This is a genomic window from Pseudomonas sp. BF-B-26 (assembly GCF_019956495.1).
GTDB lineage: Bacteria > Pseudomonadota > Gammaproteobacteria > Pseudomonadales > Pseudomonadaceae > Aquipseudomonas.
This window is the reverse complement of the sequence record NZ_JAHBDP010000033.1, coordinates 61,617-79,821: the sequence shown is the minus strand read 5'-3', so window position 1 is coordinate 79,821 and position 18,205 is coordinate 61,617. Positions and strand designations below refer to the sequence as shown.

The window sequence follows — 18,205 nt, the reverse complement described above, 5'->3', positions numbered from 1 at the left end:
TCCCGACACGAAACAAGGATCGATTCATGACGTTCAAACTCCCTCGCTCCCTGCTGGCCACCAGCCTTGGCCTGACCTTCGCCCTCGGCGCTTTCGCTCCCGCCGTTTCCGCCGAACCACACAAACAAGTCCTCGCCGACTCCGAACAGTACAAGGGCGAAGCCCTGAAGTTACTGGAGCGTTTGGTGAACATCGACTCCGGTTCCGGCTATGAACCGGGCCTGACGAAAGTCAGTGACATCGCCATCGACGAATTGAAAAAACTCGGCGCGACCATCGAGCTTGTGCCCAATACCCCGGACAAAAGCAGCCATGTGATCGCGACCCTGAAAGGCACCGGCAAGGCAAAAATCCTGCTGATGGCGCACATGGACACCGTCTTCAAGGAAGGTTCGGCCGCCGAGCGTCCGTTCCATATCAAGGACGGTCGCGCCTACGGGCCGGGCGTGATGGACGACAAGGGCGGCATCGTTGCCGGGATCTATGCGCTGAAAGTCCTGAAAAATCTCGATTTCAAGGATTACGCGCAAATCACCTTCCTGCTCGACGCCAGCGAAGAAACCGGCTCGGACATCGCCACCGACCTGATCAAGAAAACCGCCAAGGCCCACGACGTCACCCTCAACCTCGAACCGGGCCGCCCGGCGGATGGCCTGGTGGTGTGGCGCAAAGGCAGTGCCACCGCCGTGGTCGAGGTCAAGGGTAAGGCGGCTCATGCCGGTGTCGCGCCGGAGCTGGGACGCAACGCCGCCATGGAAGCGGCGCACCAGATTTTGCAGCTCGGCAAACTGGGCGACGCAGAGAAGAAAACCACCATCAACTTCACCGTACTCAAGGCCGGCGACCGCACCAATGTCATTCCGGATCAAGCCACCGCCAAGGCAGACGTGCGGGCGGCGGTGCCGGAAGAGTTTGACCGGATCGAGAAGGACCTGGCGCGGGTTTCGAAAGACAAGCTGATTACTGACACCGAAGTCACCACCACCCTTCAGCGAGGATTGCCGCCGATGCCGCAAACGCCGGAATCGGATCGGTTGATGGCCATGGCTCAGGGGATTTACGGTGAAATTGGCCGCAAGTTGACGGAAGAAGGCAGCGGTGGGGCGGCGGATGCCAGCCTGTCAGCGGGGGTGGGTACGCCGACGTTGGATGGGTTCGGGATTGTTGGCGGCAATATCCATACGCCGGAGGAATACGCGGAGGTTGAGAGTGTGGCGCCGCGGATTTATCTGTTGTCGCGGATGATTATGGAGTTGGCCAAGGCTCACTGAATTGCGTGCGGTTTGGGGATTGTGAGGCGTCAGTCGGATCGACCCCTCACCCTAACCCTCCCGAAACGTCGGACCGCCCCAAGGGGTAGAGGGGACTGACCGTGGGTTTCTTGAGGAATTCGGCGACGTGAACGCCCGAGTTGAACTCTGGTATGCAAAACGCTTTGTCGTTAACCAAATGTGCGTTCGACACGCACTATCAGGTCGCAGCAAATAGCCAAAACAACTCGGTCAGTCCCCTCTACCCCCTGGGGAGAGGGTTAGGGTGAGGGGTGTTTCTCAAGCCGGACACCGCCGTCAAAACCACCCCACAACTTTCCAAGACGTTTCCTACAACGTACCCTGTTGCCGCGTTTCGGCTTCGACCCCTATAGTTCGGGCTCGCGGAAAACACCGCGAACGACCTTGGCCGGTCGATTATCTGAAACGCAACAGCGCCAAAACGTTTTATGGCGGCTGTGCGCGGGACACTCTCGGGTGTGCCGGGTCTTTCAGGTACCGGTCGGCCAACCCGCACACGGCTGCCACCTTACATTCGCTTGGCCGCGAACGGTGGTAGCTCAACCTGGAGTTACATCAATGTTCGACCAAGTCATGCCTCGTTACCTCCCCATCGACACCTACGACGCCGAAACCCCGGTGCTCTTCATCAACACCCACAAAGAACTCAGCGACATCGCCGCTTGCGCTGCACATCGTTTTACCGTGGTTCGCGATCTGGCGGATACCTTGACCAGCCTGAACCTCAAGGACATTTCCGATTGCGATCTGACTCGCGTTACCCGGGCGGTTCATCTGCTGATGCGCGAAGGCTGCGCGATGCTGAATGTGGTTCAGGCGCGGGCGTTGCAGCGGGAGCGGGAGTTCAAAACCGCTGATTAGTGGTGTGGCATCTGGCCCTTTCGCGAGCAAGCCCGCTCCCACATTGGATTGGTGGTGTTCACGAATCTTGTGTTCACCCCAAATCCCTGTGGGAGCGGGCTTGCTCGCGAAGGGGCCATTGCAGTCACTACTTTGACATCTGCTGAACCGCTACTCCTTGACGCTCATGAACTCTTCCGCCCAACGGATGTATTCCTCAGGCTGCGTATAGGTATGAGTCAACTCGGTCGCATTCAGGTCCGACGCCTGAGTAAAGAACTGCCGTTGTTCCCGCAGGCTGTCATACGTGGCCTTGATCGCGGCGAAGTAGGCGCCGTGGCCATCGATGGTGACCCGCACGCCCAGTTCGGCCAGGCGTTTGTCGTCGCGCAGCAACGGGTTGCCGTAGGTGACCAGCATCAGCGGCACGCTCAGGTGCTCGGCGATTTGTTCGAGGTGGTCGAAGTCTCGCACGCCCACCATGCAAATCCCGTCCGCACCGGCCTGCTGGTAATGACAGGTACGGCTGATGACTTCCTGCACCGGCAGGATCCCGGCGTTGGTGCGGGCGATGATTGCCATTTCCGAATCGACCCGGGCTTCCAGTGCCGCACGAATCTTGCCGACGCCTTCCGCCACCCCGATCAGGTCGGTGGACTTGCGGCCGAACTGGGCGGGCAGCAACGTGTCTTCGATGGTCAGGGCGGCCACACCGGCGCGTTCGAGTTCGACGATGGTGCGCATGACGTTCAGCGCGTTGCCGTAGCCATGGTCGGCGTCGGCGATGACCGGCAGTTGGGCAACACGACCAATACGAGTGGCCTGCTCGGCAAACTCGCTGAGGGTGATCAAGGCAAAGTCGGGGGCGCCCAGTACCTGCAACGATGCGACTGAACCGCCCAGGATCCCCACTTCAAAACCCAGATCAGCGGCAATGCGGGCCGACATCGGGTCGAATACCGACGCCGTGTGATAGCAGGTGTTGGAGGCGAACAGCTCGCGAAAGTTACGGCGTAAATCTTGATGAGAAAGCCTGGACATATGAGTTCCACCACTGAAATGGGAATGGAAGGGCTTGAGCAAAAGTGTCAACGCCGAAGGAACAAAAGGCTATCACGCGAGCGGGGGAAGGATGATGACGAATTTGCAGAGGCGGATGGGCAACCGTCGGTCACGCCGCAACAGCCTGCTGCTGTTGATTGAGCAGTGGCACAGCGCGCACCGAGTTGCCGGGTTGCAGTTGCAGGCGTTTGGCGGTGAGGCGGTCGACGATCAGGCTGTTGCCCACCTGTCTGGCCTGGGCGGCGGTGATGCGGCAGTTTTCCAGGCGACGGTTGTGGATCAGCCACACCGGGGCCTCCTCGTCGGGTGTGCCGATGGCCAGCACCAGCGGTTGGCTGTCGCGCACGGTGCGGATATTCGAGACCGGGGCTTCAATCACCGGGCCGGCGTCGAAGATGTCGATGTAACCCTTATGGGCAAAGCCTTCGGCGGTGAGGATTTTCAGGGCCGGTTCGGTGTTCGGGTGTGCCTTGCCGATCACGGCCTGGGCCTGTTCGGTGAGCAGGCAGGTGTAGAGCGGTTGGCGTGGCATCAGTTCAGCGATGAACGACTTGCTGCCCAGCCCCGACAAGTGATCGGCGTGGCTGAAATCCATCTTGAAGAAGTGTCGCCCCAGGCTGTCCCAGAACGGAGAACAACCTTGTTCGTCGGCGCTGCCACGCAATTCGGCGATGAGTTTGTCGCCGAACAGGTGCGGAAACTCGGCCACAAACAACAAGCGCCCCAACGACAGCAATCGACCGTTACTGCCCTGGCGTTGATCGGGTCGCAGAAACAGCGAGCAAATCTCCGATTGGCCGGTCATTTCATTGTTCAGGAACAACGTCGGAATCTGTCGCCGGATACCCAGGTCCGGTGACGAACTGACCGTGAGTCCGACCCGGTAGTTGTACCAGGGCTCGCGCAGGCCCACGGCGCCCACCAGAGCACTGACGCCCACCAGTTGCTGATCGTCGTCTTCGAGCACGAAGAGGTAATCGGCATCGGCGCGTTCGACCTGTTCGGCGAAGGTTCGTTGGGCCCAGCGTACCCGGTGGGCCAGGCGTTCCTCGTTGGCCGGCAGGGTGGTGAAGCCGGGGCCGGCCTGGTGCACCAGGTTCAGCAAGGCGGGCAGGTCGGTGACGTGAACCGGGCGGACAATCATGATGCAACTCCTTCTGCACGCCCGCTCGGGCGTTGTCGTTGGGCGCGGGGCCGGGTGATGCTCACAGGGCGATCAGCCGGATCGGGCTGCCTTCGGTCACGTTCAGGGCGGCACATATCTCGGTGCTCAACCCCACAGGTTGCCCGGCCTGGTAATCCAGATCGGCGACGATAGCGCGATAGTCCTTCAGCGAATCGTTGCTCACCAGATAGCTGCCACGGGCATCAATGGACGCACCCGGTTTCGCCGTGCCGGTCTGGCTCTGGGCGATGGAACGGATGCCGGGAGTGCGCGCATACAACGTCGGACCGCCGTCGAACAGGTCGATGTAGCTGTTGGTTTCAAAGCCTTCGCGCTCGAGGATATCGAACGCCTCCTGGCCATCGGGGTGGATGCGGCCGATGCAGTCCTGCGCCGCCTGGGGCAGCATCGGCACGTAGATCGGGTATTGCGGCATCAGTTCGGCGAGGAAGGTTCGGCTTTCCAGGCCGCAAAGTCGTTCGGCCTCGACATAAGGCAGGTCGAAGAAATGCTTGCCCACCGCATCCCAGAATGGCGAGTGCCCTTCGTCGCTGCTGAAGCCAACGATCTCGGTGATGACGGCTTCGGAAAATCGCTGTGAGTGGGCGGCGATGAACAATAGCCGCGCCCGGGACAGCAACTCTGAAAACCGTGTGCGCACCAGCGCTGCGTCAATATGAAAACCCCGCAGCAAGGTATGGCCGCTGAGGTCGTGGCACAACGACAGCGCGGGCACGCCGTGCTCGATGTTCAGCTCCCGCGAGGCGCTGGTGAAATGCCGGTTGCGCAGACTGTAGAACGGCTCGCTGAAACCGGCAGTGGCAAGGATCTCCGAGCAGCCCACCAAGCGTTCTCGGGTCAGATCTTCCAGCACGAAGAAGTAGTTCTCCGGGCCATGCCCCTCAACGTTTTTTTCGAATGAGGCGCAGGAGTCGAGAATCTTCTCGCGCAGGCATTCGGTGTCGTCCGGCAAGGACGTGACGCCTACCAGACTGTCGCGCGCCAGTTGCTGCAACTGGGGCAGGTCGGTTAACTCGACTGGGCGTAAGACCAGCATGGATGCACTCCTGTATCAAAGGGTTCGGTGGTTCGCACCGAACCTGACTATCACTGTCGGTTTCCACGCGTTCAATCGGCGGTCGCCTGAATTTTTGTCAGACGCCGCTCTATTTCTTGTCAGCCATTGCTTGGGTCGGGCAGTACCGCACGGGTGCCCAGTTTGTTGAGTACAAACAGGTAGGCCAGGCCCAGGGCAATCCAGATCAGGCCGAGTTTCTGTGCGTCGACGCCCATGTTGTACATGATCGCCGCGACGATGATGAAGCCGATCACCGGGCAGATCAGGTGACGGATCACCTGGCCGGATTTCTGCCGACGCCAGTAGTAGTTGATGACCGTCAGGTGCAGCAACATGAAACCGCTCAGTGCGCCGAAGTTCACCAGCGAGGTGAGGGTGTCCACCGAGTTGATGAACAGGTAGCAGATCACCAGCGACAGCACGGCCACCAGGTAGATGCTCACGTACGGCGTGTTGTGTTTGGGATGAACCTTGGCCAGCACCTTTGGCAGCTTGCCGTCCCGGGCCATGCCGAACAGTAGACGAGACACCGCTGCTTGAGAGGTGATTGCCACCGCAACACCCCAGGCCAGCGCCGTCGCCACGGCGGTCAGGGTGGCCAGCCAGCTGCCGGCCGCGAGTTCAGCGATTTCATAAAAAGCCGTGTCAGCCGATTTGAAACCCATGCCGGCCGCCAGATCCGTCGCAATCCAGGTCTGCACGACGAAGATCACGCCCATGACCACCAGCGTGATCAGCGCGGCCTTGCCGACGCTGCGGCCCGGGTCACCCTTGATCTCTTCGGCGAGGGTGGAAATCGCATCGAAACCGAGGAACGACAGCACCGCAATCGACACCGCTTGCATCAGCAGGGCGAAGTTGAATGTCTCGGGGTTGTACAACGGCGCCAGTGTCAGCTGACCGTTACCGCCACCACTGTGCAGCGCGTTCCAGGCGTAGAACAGGAAGATCCCCAGCACCACCAGTTGCGCCAGCAGGAAGATGATGTTCATTCGCGCGGTGAAGGTGATGCCCCGCAAGTTGACGAAGGTCGCGCTGACCAGGAAGGCCAGGATGAAACCGACCTTCGGAATGTCCGGGTACAAATGATTCAGGGCCATGGCCGCGTACACATACAGCAGCGGCGGAATCAGCAAGTAATCGAGGAGCATCAGCCAGCCGGCGATAAACCCTACGTGTTGGTTCAGGCCCCGTTGCGCGTAGGAATAAACCGAACCGGCAATCGGAAAGGCCCGAGCCATGCTGCCGTAACTCAGGGCCGTGAAGAGCATCGCCACCATGCCGATGATGTAGGCCAGCGGTACCAGCCCCGGCGCCTCGGCGTTGACGTAGCCATAAACACCGAACGGTGCGATGGGGATCATGAAAATCATCCCGTACACCACCAGGTCGGTCAGTGACAGGCTGCGTTTCAACTCTTGCTTGTAGCCGAATTCTTCTATTTCCATGAAGCCGTTCTCCTTGATATGAACGCAGCTACACGCTGCGAGTTTGAAGCGACTCCTTTACAACAGCGGCGCCAGGTAGTCGGTAAAGCGATTGACGCCTTCAGGCGTGCGCAGCAGGTCGTTGCGCACCTCGATCAACACTGATTCAAGGCCTCGTGCATCACCGTGGACCGGCACGGTCATGTCGCCCAGCGGGTTGATTTTGTACGGCTCATTACCGGCAACCTTCAATGGATGCTGGCTCAAGCCATCGATCAAACGCTGGGCATATTCCTTGGCCTCTCTATACAACACGCCAACTTCAAGCACGCGGGGCTGGCCGTGATAGATCGGCGTGAAGCTGTGAATCCCCACCACCCGCACCGGCCGGCCTTGAGCGACACGCACGTCGATCAAGTCTGTCAGACGCGAGTGAAACGGTTCGAACAGGGATTGCCGACGGTACTCGCGGGTGGCCTCGTCCAGATCCCGGTTGCCCGGCACCTGATAAATCTCGCTCTGCGCCGGAATGCTGTCCGGGGCCTGGCGCGGTCGGTTGAGGTCGACCAACAGGCGCGAATAATTGGCCGCCAACAGGGTTGCGCCCAATGCGCGGGACAAGCCCTCGGCCAGCGCCAGGGCGCCGATGTCCCAGGCGATGTGCTCATGGGCCGCCTCGTGACTCAGGCCCAGGTCATTTAACCCGGCGGGAATAAAACGGCTGGCGTGTTCGCACACCAGAATCAACGGGTGATCGGAGTCTTCCCGACTCAGGGTGTACGCGGGCCCGGTGTAAAGACCGAGCTCAGCCGATTCAGTACAGGCGCGCATAGTGCTCACAGCGTTCGGCGGGCGACAGCTGTTCCGTCAGCGTCAGTTCCTCGGCTTTAAGGGCGAAGTAGGTGTCCAGCAACGCGCTCGGCAGGGCTTCAATCAGTGCCTCGCTGTTGCGCAGGCAATCCAGGGCCTGGGCAAGGGACGCGGGCAGGGCGACGATGCCGCGCGCCTGGCGTTGTTCTTCGTTCAGGGCGTCGGGGACTTCATCGGTGATTGCGTTTAGAGCCAGGCGTTGTTCGATGCCCAGCCGGCCGGCAATCAGCAGCGCGGCCATGGCCAGGTGCGGCGAGGACGTGGCGTCCATGGCGCGAAATTCCAGGTTGTATTGCGACGCCACCGTTTTGCCGCCCAGGCTTGTCGTCGGGCAGATTCGCAGCGCCGCTTCGCGGTTGCGTTGCCCGAGGCACGCGTAGGATGCGCTCCAGTGATGGGGCTGCAAACGCTCGTAGGACACCGGCGTCGGCGCGGTAAACGCACAAAGCGCGGGCAGGTGATGCAGGATGCCGGCGGCCCAGTGCTGGCCGAGGGTCGACAAGCCATTGGTGGTGCCGGCGTCGTACATTACTGGCTGGCCAGCCAGGTCCAGCAGGCTGACGTGCAGGTGCACGCCGTTGCACACCGCATGCTCCGAGGTCTTGGGCGCGAAGCTCAACGCCAGGCCCATCTGCCGGGCGATCTCGCGGGTGATTTCACGCACGTTCACCGCGCGGTCGGCAGCGGCCACCCCAAGGGTCGGGCGACAGGTGATTTCGTATTGATGCTTGCCGTACTCGGGCAGGAACATTTCCGGCTCGACGCCAGCGGCACGCAGGGCGCTGAGCAGCCAACCGCCAAATTCGGCACCCTGACGCTGGGCTTGCAGGGAAAACGCCAGGTGTTCAACGTCGCCGGTGTTCAAGTTGAATTCATGCTCGAACGCTGCGTTGACCTGCAAGCCCAACTCGGCGCGATAACGTTCTACCTCATTGCGCAACACCGTACGCGGGCAGGCACCCCACGGGCGGCCATCGGTTTCGCAAATGTCACTGTGCATAAAATCCAGCGCTGGCGCATTGGCATCCGGGCCGTTACTGACCGTCACTCGGCTGAGCAGGTCAGGCATCAGCCGCAAATCGCCATAAGCGCCCCACGGGTTGGCGTAGGCGATGATGTCTTGCGGGGTCAGCGCGCTGTTGGCCGGCACCCAGCCACACCCCATCCTTTGATAATGCTCGAGTTCGTCCGTGGGAAAGGAGCGTCCGCGTGTCACGCCGATCAGGTCGGTGGTAACGAGGGTGGTCATGGGCAGTGGCAACAGGCGCTCGCTCATGGCTGCATCTCCTGCAACCGGCCGAGCACGGTCTGGGTGTCGGTGATCCAGCAGTAACCCCTGATTGCATTCAGGCAGGCCTGATGCCGCTCGGGTGTGTAAGTCGCGCAGGCATCTTCCACCAGCGTCACCAGATAACCGCGGTCGGCGGCATCACGCACGGCCATGTCCACGCACTGGTCGGTGACGATGCCGGCGATGATCAGGTGCCGCGTCCCGAGGTTGCGCAGCACGTAGTCGATGTTGGTGGAGTTGAAGACCCCGGACGAGGTCTTGGGCAGCACGATTTCGTTTTCTGCCGGGGTCAGGTCGTCAATGATCCGCGCTGGCGGGCTGCCCTTGGGCAAGTGCATGTCCGAGAGCTTGTGGTCCAGCGAGCGGTCGCGGCCATCGGCGGTGAGGCTTTCGATGATCGTGTGCAGCACGTTTTGCCGGGCGCTGCGAAAGGCGCTGAGCAGCCGGCGTTGATTGGGCACCACCTGCATGTGGGTGCGGGTCAGGAAATATTCGGCGTCCGGCCCGTTGAGGTGCGGGTCGAACTGCGGCTCAAGCCAGGCGCGTTGCATGTCCACCAGCAACAGCGCGGTGTGATCGGTGACGAATGGCAAATCCCGAGGTGAGTGGTGGGGGAGCTTGAACATCCTTATTTTTCCTCCAGCAGGTGGGTGTCGAAGTCGGTCCGCAGGGCGTCGATGCCTTCCAGGCGATCGGCCAGGTCCGGACTGCGCAGGGTCAGGCAGGCGATCAGCGCCTCGACCTGGGCCAGCGCCGGAACCAGGGTGTCGAAGGCCGACACCGATTCCACTGGTGCACTGATGATCAGGTCGGCCATTTCCCGCAACGGTGAAGCATAGATGTCGGTAAACAACACCACGCGTGCATAGCGACTTTTCGCCGCATTGGCCACGCGCAGGGCCTGTGACTGATAGCGGCGATAGTCGAACACCAGCACCATGTCCTGACGTTGCACGTCGAACAAACGGTCGGGCAGTTGCGCGTTGTCTTCCAGGGCGAAACAGCCTGGACGCAGCAAGCGCAGGTGATTGAGTAAATAACTGGCGAGGAAACTGCTGAAGCGCCCGCCGAAGCAATGCACCTGATGGCGGGTGTCGAGCAGCCATTCCACCAGAATTCGCACATCTTCGGGTTGGGTCAGCGCATGGGTGTCCACCAGCGCTCGATGGCTGTGCGCCAGATATTGGCTCCAGACGTCGCCTTTCTGAAGATTGGAGCGAGGTTGCAACAGGGTGCTGGGGGAGCGGAGGCGGTGGTCCATGTCACTGAGCAGGGCATCCTGGAAATCGGCATAACCGCTGAAACCCAGTTTTTTGACCAGTCGCACGATGGTGGGATCGCTGACACCGGCATGTTCGGCCAAACGTGACATCGGGCCCAGTCCGTTACGCGGGTACTGGTCCAGCAAGGCACGGGTGACTTTGCGTTCCGACGGCGTAAGGTCCAGGCCGGGATCGGTGATCAGGTCTCTGAGAGAAGGCATCCGGGCTCCTGCTGGATGAATATGTCGGTTTCATTTCATAAATTGCTAAAACAGTATTTATGTAGCGGACTCAACATGTCTAGTGAATTTTTCGATGGTTTTTGAAAGCCCCAAAACAGGGCAAAAACCCCGTGGGCCTTGGGCTACATGGAAGTCGACAGAGCTTGTAGGCCATCGCCCATAGTGGTGTCGGATATCGCCGTTTTTTCCAGGTGCGTGTGAGTCAGGACCTGTGTTTGCTGGATCAAACGAAACGCCCTGGGTCGCGCTTCTTACGGCACAATTGGCAATAAATCGCGGTGTGACGCCGTTTTCAATTTTCATCGACAGAGTGATCCTTCGTGCAGGCAACCCGTTTGACTTTGATGTGCCACGCTCGAACCGTCGCACAAAAATTGGCGTGTTTTCCTACGAATGAGCCAATAGAAATGGATTGGCAATCGGCAAGGGGATCGCGTCGTGCTCAGTTCAAGGGGACGCCGCGACTGGTGTGTGGGCCTGAACTGAGAACCCGGCAAACCGCCGAGTTGTTCGGCAGTGACGTGGAGATTGTCGAGGCATTGAGGGATTGCGATTTCGGGCACTGGAAAGGCGCGCGGATCGACGATCTGCAAAAATCCTCAGCCCAAGCGCTACAAATCTGGCTCGATGATCCGAATTCGGCGCCCCACGGCGGCGAGTCGGTGGTGCAACTCGGTGAGCGGGTGACCGCTTGGCTGAAAACGCTGGAGGCCACTGCGGGACACATCGTTGCCATCACCCATCCGTTTGTCATTCGCGCCGCGCTGACGCAGGTGCTGCAAGGCACAGCGTTCAACCTGATCGATGTTGAACCGCTGTCGGCCATTGAGTTGCGCTTTAACGGCCGCTGGCGCTTGCGCTTGCTGGGCACGGACCCTGAGGGAACACGTTGATGAAAAAACTTCTGGTCATCGGCATCGGCGCCGGCAACCCCGACTACATCACGATGCAGGCCGTGAAAGCGCTGAACCTCGTCGACGTGTTTTTCCTCATGGACAAGGGCCAGAGCAAAGACAAACTGATCGACCTGCGCCGCGAGATCTGCGAGCGCTACATCACTGATCGCGACTACCGCTTCGTCGAAGCCCACAGCCCGGAGCGTGAACGCGGTGATGTGGACTACAAGGCCAGCGTGGAAGACCTGAACCTGGCCAAGCAGCAGACGTTCGAACGGTTGATCAGCGAGGAAATGACTGACGAGCAGTGCGCCGGTTTTCTGGTGTGGGGCGATCCGGCGTTGTACGACAGCACCATTCGGATCTTGCAGGCGATTCTGGCCTCGGGCCGGTGCGTCTTCGAGTTTGAAGTGATCCCCGGCATCACCAGTGTTCAGGCGCTGGCGGCGCAACATAAGGTGCCGCTGAACCGCATTGGCCGCTCGATTGAAATCACCACTGGCCGACGGTTGGCGGCGGGGCAGGTGAGCGATGCCGACAGCCTGGTGGTGATGCTCGATGCAGAAGATTCCTACCATCGGGTGGCGGATCAGGAGACAGAGATTTACTGGGGGGCCTACCTGGGGACGCCGGATGAGATCTTGATCAGCGGCAAGCTCAGGGAGGTGGCGGATGAGATTGAACGAGTGCGCAAGGCGGCCCGGTTGGCGAATGGGTGGATTATGGATACGTATCTGTTGCGTAAGCCTTGAGTGCAGCGGTGTCTGGGCTGACGCCTTCGCGAGCAAGCCCGCTCCCACATTAGACCGCGTCCGTCCAAACTACTCGGTCAACTGTGGGAGCGGGCTTGCTCGCGAAGAGGCCCTAAAGAACACCTCAAGAAATCGCTTTTACCCCGTGCCCAAACCGCTCCCGATACACCGAAGGCGGCACCCCGACCACGCTGCGAAACGCCACCCGAAAACTCTCCACCGAGCGATAACCGCAGCGCTGGGCAATTTGGTCGGTGTTCTGGCTCGTGCTCTCAAGCAGCTCCCGAGCGCGGCCCAGTCGCTCATGCTGCAACCAGGCTTTGGGCGGCATGCCGGTGGCTTCAGTGAAGCGGCGCAGAAACGTCCGTTCACTCATGGCCGCCTCACTCGCCAGCTCGCGAACCTCCAGCGGTTCATGCAAACGCTCGCGTGCCCACTGCATGACGCGCGACAAATCGCTACGCGGTGTAGGACTGACCGGCGTGGGAATAAACTGCGCCTGACCGCCGGTGCGCTGCGGCGACATCACCAGCCGCCGCGCCACCGAGTTGGCCACTTGCGTGCCGAAGTCCCGCGCCACCAAGTGCAGGCAGGCATCGATACCTGCAGCGCTGCCGGCCGAGGTGATCAGTTGACCTGAATCGACATAGAGCACGTCCGGGTCCACCAGAATGTTCGGAAAACGCTCGGCCAACTCAGCGGCGTAACGCCAGTGCGTGGTGGCGCCACGACCGTCGAGCAAACCGGTGGCTGCCAGCACGAACACCCCCGAGCAGATCGACAGCAGCCGCGCACCCCGGGCATGGGCCTGGCGCAGGGCCGCGATCAATGCCTCAGGCACCGGGGCGCTGCGATCACGCCAGCCGGGAATGATGATGGTCCGGGCGTCTTCGAGCAGTTCCATGCCGCCATCGGCCAGCACCTGAATACCGCCCATGGCGCGCATCGGGCCCCTATCGACGGCGGCGATTCGGTGTTCGTACCAAGGGAAGTCGAACTCCGGGCGGGCCAGGCCGAAGATCTCCACGGCGATGCCGAACTCGAACGTACAGAGGCCGTCGTAGGCCAGAATCGCGACCAATCCAGGGGTGGGCTGCATTTGGCGGAAAGTTCCCGGTGAGTGTCTTGTGCGCCACTGTAGCCGCAAGCGTCGGGCCGATAAAGTCTTCTCACACCCACCGAGACTTTGGAGTACAGCCCATGACCAGCCTGGTCCGCGAGATTCCCGCCGCCCCATCGGCCATCGCCCTGATGCATTTCAGCAACCGTCTGACCTTCGAAACCGACTGTTCCGACGTCCACGGCAGCCAACAGGCCAGCGAAGTGGATTTTATCCTGGTAGACGTGCGCGGCCCGCTCGCGTTCGAGCGTGGCCATGTGCCGGGAGCGATCAATATTCCGGGGCGACTGCTGAACGCTGAAGCTCTGGCGGCCTACCCGAAAACCAGCGTGTTCGTGGTGTATTGCGCCGGGCCCCACTGCAACGGTGCCAACAAGGCTGCGGTGAAACTGGCGGCGCTGGGTTACCCGGTCAAGGAAATGATCGGCGGGGTGACCGGGTGGCTGGATGAGGGGTTTGAGTTGAGTGTTGCGCTGCAACGGCCTGCCAGCACCGTGATCGGTTGCGAATGTTGATCTTGCTCTAAACGGATGCCCACCACTCATCAAGCGTCGCCTGCAACCACTCAAACACGGCTGCATAGGCGGCGCTGTCCTGTTGACCCCGGGGCAGCGGTGACTCTTCGGCAAAGTGTTCATTGAGCGTTGCCACCGATTCAGCCGTCCACTCCGGATGGAACTGCAAACCCACCCGCGTTGGCCCGACGCGATACATCTGCTGCTCGCACTGATCACTGCTGGCCAGCAACTGAGCGTTTGGTGGCAGGTCGATGGCGTCTTCGTGCCATTCCAGCACCTGCAACGTCTGGCCATCGACAAAGGTCACGGGCGTCCAACCGGTTTCGGTTCGATCCATCCGCCGCACATTCCCACCCAGGCTCAGCGCCAGTAACTGCGCCCCCAGACAAATCGCAAACACCGCCGCGCCTTGATCCAGGCTGCCCGCCAACCACTGGCGTTCAACTTCCAGCCAGGCTGGCCCGGCGTCGGATTCATAAGGCCCGCCCAACAGGATCACGGGTGCGGCACTGACTGGCGGCAACTGGCCGAGGTCGGCGCGAAACACGTTCAGGGTCAAACCTCGGGACGCGGCCCACGTGGCAATGGCGCCGGGACCTTCGGCGGGGTGGTGCTGGATCAGGTTCAACGTGGGCATAGGGCTCTCTTGTAGTTTTTGCTTGTAGGTTTTGTCTGAAAAAAGGGTTTGTCCTACAGTCTTTGCACCGGCTTGGCGCACGCTTCAAGGGACTTGAATCTTTCGGCTGCATTTCTATAAGTATTTGTCGCTTAAACACAATTTGCCCTCCTTGAGCCGCTCTAGACTGCCGGCCACTTCGGTCTTCACCTACCGAAATCTGCCAATAAAAGCCTCCGCACACAGGAGTTATAAATGAAGAAGCTAGTGATGTTCGGTGCTCTGGCACTGTCGATGTTGTCTCTGACGGCTGTGGCCGAAGACGCCAAGCCGATCCGTCTCGGTATCGAAGCCGGTTACCCGCCATTCTCGATGAAAACCCCTGACGGCAAACTCACCGGTTTCGACGTGGACATCGGCGACGCACTGTGCGAGCAAATGAAAGTGAAGTGCACCTGGGTCGAGCAAGAGTTCGACGGCCTGATCCCGGCGCTGAAGGTCAAGAAAATCGACGCGATCCTGTCGTCCATGACCATCACCGACGATCGCAAAAAGAACGTCGACTTCACCATCAAGTACTACCACACCCCGGCGCGCTTCGTGATGAAGGAAGGCACCGACATCAAAGACCCGCTGACCGAACTCAAAGGCAAGAAAGTCGGTGTGCTGCGCGCCAGTACCCACGACCGCTTCGCCACTGAAGTGCTGGTGCCGGCCGGTATCAATCTGGTTCGCTACGGCTCCCAGCAGGAAGCCAACCTGGACATGGTCGCCGGTCGTCTCGACGCGATGCTGGCCGACTCGGTCAACCTGGACGACGGTTTCCTGAAAACCGACGCCGGTAAAGGCTTCGCTTTCGTCGGCCCGACCTACGAAGACGCCAAGTACTTCGGCGGCGGTGCCGGTATTGCTGTGCGCAAGGGCGATACCGCCCTGGCAGAGAAATTCAACACCGCCATCAACGAAATCCGCGCCAACGGCAAGTACAAGCAAGTGCAAGACAAGTACTTTGACTTTGACGTTTACGGCCAGTAATCACGCCGTTCAAAAAAGTGGCGACCGTTGACGCGGTTGCCACTTTTTTTATGCCTTGATGATTTATTCTGCGCAGCACGCGAACACAGGAGCACCCCATGCAACGCATCGACCATTCACTGCCCTGGAGTCACCTGGGCACCGAACGCACCCTCAGCGTGTTTCGTTTTGGCGCGGGCACCCGCAAGGTCTACATCCAGGCCAGCCTGCACGCGGATGAACTGCCGGGCATGCGCACGGCGTGGGAACTGAAAAAGCGTCTGGCCGAACTCGAAACCCAGGGCCAGTTGCAGGGCGTGATTGAACTGGTCCCGGTGGCCAATCCCATTGGCCTCGATCAGCACCTGCAAGGCAGCCACATGGGCCGCTTCGAGCTGGGCAGTGGCAAGAACTTCAACCGCTCCTTCGTCGAACTCAGCGCTCCGGTGGCCGAGTTGATCGGCGATCGGTTGGGCAGTGATGCGGTTGCCAACATTGCGCTGATTCGCCAGACCATGTGCCAGGTACTCGACGATTTGCCGGCACCGGCCTCGCAACTTGAAGCTATGCACCGCTTGCTGCTGCGCCACGCCTGTGAGGCCGACATCACCCTGGATCTGCATTGTGATTTCGACGCGGCGATTCATCTGTATGCCTTGCCGCAACACTGGCCGCAGTGGCAATCCCTGGCGGCGCGTTTGAAGGCTGGGGTGGCGTTGCTCTGCGAAGATTCTGGCGGCAGTTCATTCGATGAGTCGTGTTCAACCCCGTGGTTGCGCCTGGCCAGGGCTTTCCCTGAAGCCGCGATCCCGCCGGCCAACCTGGCGACGACGCTGGAGCTGGGCAGCATGGGTGATACGCGAGTCGATCAGGCTCAAGCCAATTGCGAGGCGATTCTCGGGTTCCTCGCCGAACAGGGTTTCATCAAAGGCACTTGGCCTGCGGCCCCGAGCGAATGCTGTGAAGGCATGCCGTTCGAAGGCACCCAATACCTGTTCGCGCCGCATCACGGGGTCGTCAGTTTCCTGCGCGATTCGGGTGAATGGGTGGAGAAGGGAGATGCGCTGTTTGAAGTGGTCGATCCGCTGAATGATCGGGTCACGACTGTTTGCGCCGGGACCAGTGGGGTGTTGTTTGCCATCGATCGCGGGCGCTATACCCAGCCGGGCACCTGGCAGGCGAAGGTCGCGGGGCGCGAGCCGATTCGGGTCGGGAAGTTGATTAACGACTGAGGATTTTAGTCGTTTTCGAGGCCGCCTTCGCGAGCAAGCCCGCTCCCACAGTTGACCGAGTTGTCTGGACTAATGCGGTCAACGGTGGGAGCGGGCTTGCTCGCGAAGAGGCCCGATGAAGTGGCGAAGATGTCCAGCCAATTATCGACATCCCGATTCACAGTGTTAGGCTCTGCCCCGAATCCTGCACTTGTGAAGGAAGGTTTATGTTGAAGTTTCTCGCTCTGCTGACACTCCTGGCGTCCACCGCCGTCCATGCTCAAATCCCGCTGCAAACCGATCTGCCACTCAAGTACCTGGAGCAGGCCAACCCCGAATCGCGCAATCAGCCCCTGGTGATTTTCCTCCACGGTTTTGGCAGTAACGAGGAGGACCTGTTCGACATCAAGGATGAACTGCCTGCGTCATACAACTACCTGTCGGTACGCGCACCGATGGTGATGGAGGAGGGCAGTTACAAGTGGTTTCGCGAGAAGGGCAACGCGGCCTACAACGGTGAGACCGATGATCTGAAGTCCAGCGGCCAGGTGCTGCAGGATTTCGTTGCACAAGCGGCGAAGAAATATCACACCGAACCGAACAAGGTGTTCCTGGTGGGTTTCAGCCAGGGCGCGATCATGTCCTACGAGGTGGCCCTGCGTCACCCCGAGGCGGTGGGCGGGATCGCGGCGTTGAGCGGGCGGATTCTGCCGGTGCTCAGGTCCGAACTGAAACCGGATGAAAAGCGCCAGGAGCTGGCGATTTTCATCGGTCATGGCACCGCGGACAAACGCCTTCCGTACGTTGATGGCACGGACGCCGACAGCCTGTTGCAGAGCCTGTCACTCAAGCCTGAATTTCATGCCTACCCTGGCGTCGGTCACAGCATCAGTGCTGCCGAAATGCAGGACTTGAGCGCCTGGTTGCAGCGTCTCAATCCCTGACGCTTACTTGCCGGTGACGATCTGTTTGACCAGCGTCTCGTGGCCAGCATTGTCGCTGAGGCGGGAAATCACCTGAATGATCGCCATGCGCGTGTTGGACGCGGCCATCAGCGTGGTGTCGAGGGTTTTGCCGCCGCCTTGGGTGGCGGTGCTGTCGATCTGCCGCAACCCCAGGCCAGTGCCTTTCTGGGTCAGGCTTTTTTCACTGAGTTTGGTGAAGTCCGGCAGCGCCGTGGCTTGTTGGGTGGCGAAGTCAGACGCCACGGAGTCGAGGAACTGACCGTCGTTGTCTTTGACGTTGAGGCCGCCGGGGATGGTGTTTTCAGCGGCGATCACGACGGTTTTAGTCGCCTGATTGGTGTACATGGTGCCCGTTGCCCCGGCGGTGCCGGTGGTCGCGTCGCCGGCAGGCAGCGGGTTGGCGACGAAGCCTTTAGGCAGGCTGAACTTGAACTTGCCGCCGAGCATCGAGACGTTCTGTGCCGGCGCGGCATCGCTGGCAGTGGCCTTGGCGGCCTGCGCATTCAGCGCTCCCAGACTGGCAACCGCCGTCAACAACAGGACAACGGCTTTTTTACTCAACAATGACATTCAGAAACTCCAGT

General features: G+C 60.5%; 19 protein-coding genes. 8 read left to right on the top strand and 11 right to left on the bottom strand.

Annotation, left to right across the window (positions count from 1 at the left end; all coding sequences use genetic code 11):
- Positions 1-26: 26 nt before the first annotated feature.
- Both KGB03_RS02820 and KGB03_RS02815 read left to right on the top strand, forming a co-directional pair.
- Entirely contained in the window at positions 27-1,271 is a 1,245-nt protein-coding gene (locus tag KGB03_RS02820) for a M20/M25/M40 family metallo-hydrolase (RefSeq protein WP_223526285.1), read from the top strand.
- Positions 1,272-1,850: 579 nt separating this feature from the next.
- Positions 1,851-2,153, top strand: a complete 303-nt coding sequence (locus KGB03_RS02815) for a hypothetical protein (RefSeq protein ID WP_111452077.1) — start codon at positions 1,851-1,853, stop codon at positions 2,151-2,153.
- Positions 2,154-2,303: 150 nt separating this feature from the next.
- On the opposite strand, the gene KGB03_RS02810 is transcribed toward KGB03_RS02815, so the two are convergent.
- From KGB03_RS02810 to KGB03_RS02775, 8 genes are all read right to left on the bottom strand, one after another.
- Positions 2,304-3,173, bottom strand: coding sequence for an oxaloacetate decarboxylase (locus KGB03_RS02810; protein WP_223526284.1), 870 nt, complete (start codon positions 3,171-3,173; stop codon positions 2,304-2,306).
- A 130-nt stretch (positions 3,174-3,303) separates the two neighbouring features.
- Complete coding sequence (gene astA, locus KGB03_RS02805; RefSeq protein WP_192407693.1) at positions 3,304-4,338, bottom strand: arginine N-succinyltransferase; 1,035 nt, start codon at positions 4,336-4,338, stop codon at positions 3,304-3,306.
- Positions 4,339-4,399: 61 nt separating this feature from the next.
- A complete protein-coding gene (locus KGB03_RS02800) occupies positions 4,400-5,416 on the bottom strand; it encodes an arginine N-succinyltransferase (RefSeq protein ID WP_223526283.1) in 1,017 nt (338 codons plus the stop codon).
- Positions 5,417-5,535: 119 nt separating this feature from the next.
- The gene (locus KGB03_RS02795; RefSeq protein ID WP_218538703.1) at positions 5,536-6,885 is read right to left on the bottom strand and encodes an APC family permease; all 1,350 of its coding nucleotides are present in this window, start codon (positions 6,883-6,885) and stop codon (positions 5,536-5,538) included.
- 57 nt (positions 6,886-6,942) lie between these two features.
- Positions 6,943-7,695 (bottom strand): N-formylglutamate amidohydrolase, encoded by a 753-nt coding sequence (locus tag KGB03_RS02790; RefSeq protein ID WP_223526282.1) that lies wholly within the window; start codon positions 7,693-7,695, stop codon positions 6,943-6,945.
- Positions 7,679-9,010, bottom strand: coding sequence for a glutamine synthetase family protein (locus KGB03_RS02785; RefSeq protein ID WP_223526281.1), 1,332 nt, complete (start codon positions 9,008-9,010; stop codon positions 7,679-7,681). Before KGB03_RS02785 ends, KGB03_RS02790 begins: the two co-directional genes overlap by 17 nt.
- The gene (locus KGB03_RS02780; RefSeq protein ID WP_223526280.1) at positions 9,007-9,651 is read right to left on the bottom strand and encodes an isochorismatase family cysteine hydrolase; all 645 of its coding nucleotides are present in this window, start codon (positions 9,649-9,651) and stop codon (positions 9,007-9,009) included. The genes KGB03_RS02785 and KGB03_RS02780 overlap by 4 nt, the downstream gene beginning before the upstream one ends.
- A 2-nt stretch (positions 9,652-9,653) precedes the next feature.
- A complete protein-coding gene (locus tag KGB03_RS02775; protein WP_111452084.1) occupies positions 9,654-10,508 on the bottom strand; it encodes a MurR/RpiR family transcriptional regulator in 855 nt (284 codons plus the stop codon).
- A 341-nt stretch (positions 10,509-10,849) separates the two neighbouring features.
- Between KGB03_RS02775 and KGB03_RS02770 the strand changes: the two genes are divergently transcribed.
- Both KGB03_RS02770 and cobF read left to right on the top strand, forming a co-directional pair.
- The gene (locus tag KGB03_RS02770; protein WP_218538708.1) at positions 10,850-11,422 is read left to right on the top strand and encodes a histidine phosphatase family protein; all 573 of its coding nucleotides are present in this window, start codon (positions 10,850-10,852) and stop codon (positions 11,420-11,422) included.
- Entirely contained in the window at positions 11,422-12,177 is a 756-nt protein-coding gene (cobF, locus tag KGB03_RS02765; RefSeq protein WP_218538709.1) for a precorrin-6A synthase (deacetylating), read from the top strand. Before KGB03_RS02770 ends, cobF begins: the two co-directional genes overlap by 1 nt.
- Positions 12,178-12,301: 124 nt before the next feature.
- Here the strand turns inward: cobF and ftrA are convergent, their stop codons facing one another.
- A complete protein-coding gene (gene ftrA, locus KGB03_RS02760) occupies positions 12,302-13,276 on the bottom strand; it encodes a transcriptional regulator FtrA (RefSeq protein ID WP_223526279.1) in 975 nt (324 codons plus the stop codon).
- A 101-nt stretch (positions 13,277-13,377) separates the two neighbouring features.
- On the opposite strand from ftrA, the gene KGB03_RS02755 reads away from it, so the two are divergent.
- Complete coding sequence (locus KGB03_RS02755; protein ID WP_218538711.1) at positions 13,378-13,812, top strand: rhodanese-like domain-containing protein; 435 nt, start codon at positions 13,378-13,380, stop codon at positions 13,810-13,812.
- Between the two features lie 7 nt (positions 13,813-13,819).
- On the opposite strand, the gene KGB03_RS02750 is transcribed toward KGB03_RS02755, so the two are convergent.
- A complete protein-coding gene (locus KGB03_RS02750) occupies positions 13,820-14,452 on the bottom strand; it encodes a type 1 glutamine amidotransferase (protein WP_218538712.1) in 633 nt (210 codons plus the stop codon).
- A gap of 234 nt (positions 14,453-14,686) precedes the next feature.
- Here KGB03_RS02750 and KGB03_RS02745 point away from each other — a divergent pair, with 234 nt between their 5' ends.
- The 3 genes from KGB03_RS02745 (at position 14,687) to KGB03_RS02735 (ending at position 17,600) form a co-directional block, all read left to right on the top strand.
- The gene (locus tag KGB03_RS02745) at positions 14,687-15,466 is read left to right on the top strand and encodes an ABC transporter substrate-binding protein (protein ID WP_123367271.1); all 780 of its coding nucleotides are present in this window, start codon (positions 14,687-14,689) and stop codon (positions 15,464-15,466) included.
- Positions 15,467-15,564: 98 nt separating this feature from the next.
- Positions 15,565-16,677: a succinylglutamate desuccinylase/aspartoacylase family protein gene (locus KGB03_RS02740; protein WP_223526278.1), complete on the top strand. Its 1,113-nt coding sequence runs from the start codon at positions 15,565-15,567 to the stop codon at positions 16,675-16,677.
- Positions 16,678-16,883: 206 nt separating this feature from the next.
- Complete coding sequence (locus tag KGB03_RS02735; RefSeq protein ID WP_223526277.1) at positions 16,884-17,600, top strand: alpha/beta hydrolase; 717 nt, start codon at positions 16,884-16,886, stop codon at positions 17,598-17,600.
- Between the two features lie 3 nt (positions 17,601-17,603).
- On the opposite strand, the gene KGB03_RS02730 is transcribed toward KGB03_RS02735, so the two are convergent.
- Positions 17,604-18,191: a hypothetical protein gene (locus KGB03_RS02730; RefSeq protein WP_218538716.1), complete on the bottom strand. Its 588-nt coding sequence runs from the start codon at positions 18,189-18,191 to the stop codon at positions 17,604-17,606.
- Positions 18,192-18,205: the final 14 nt, after the last annotated feature.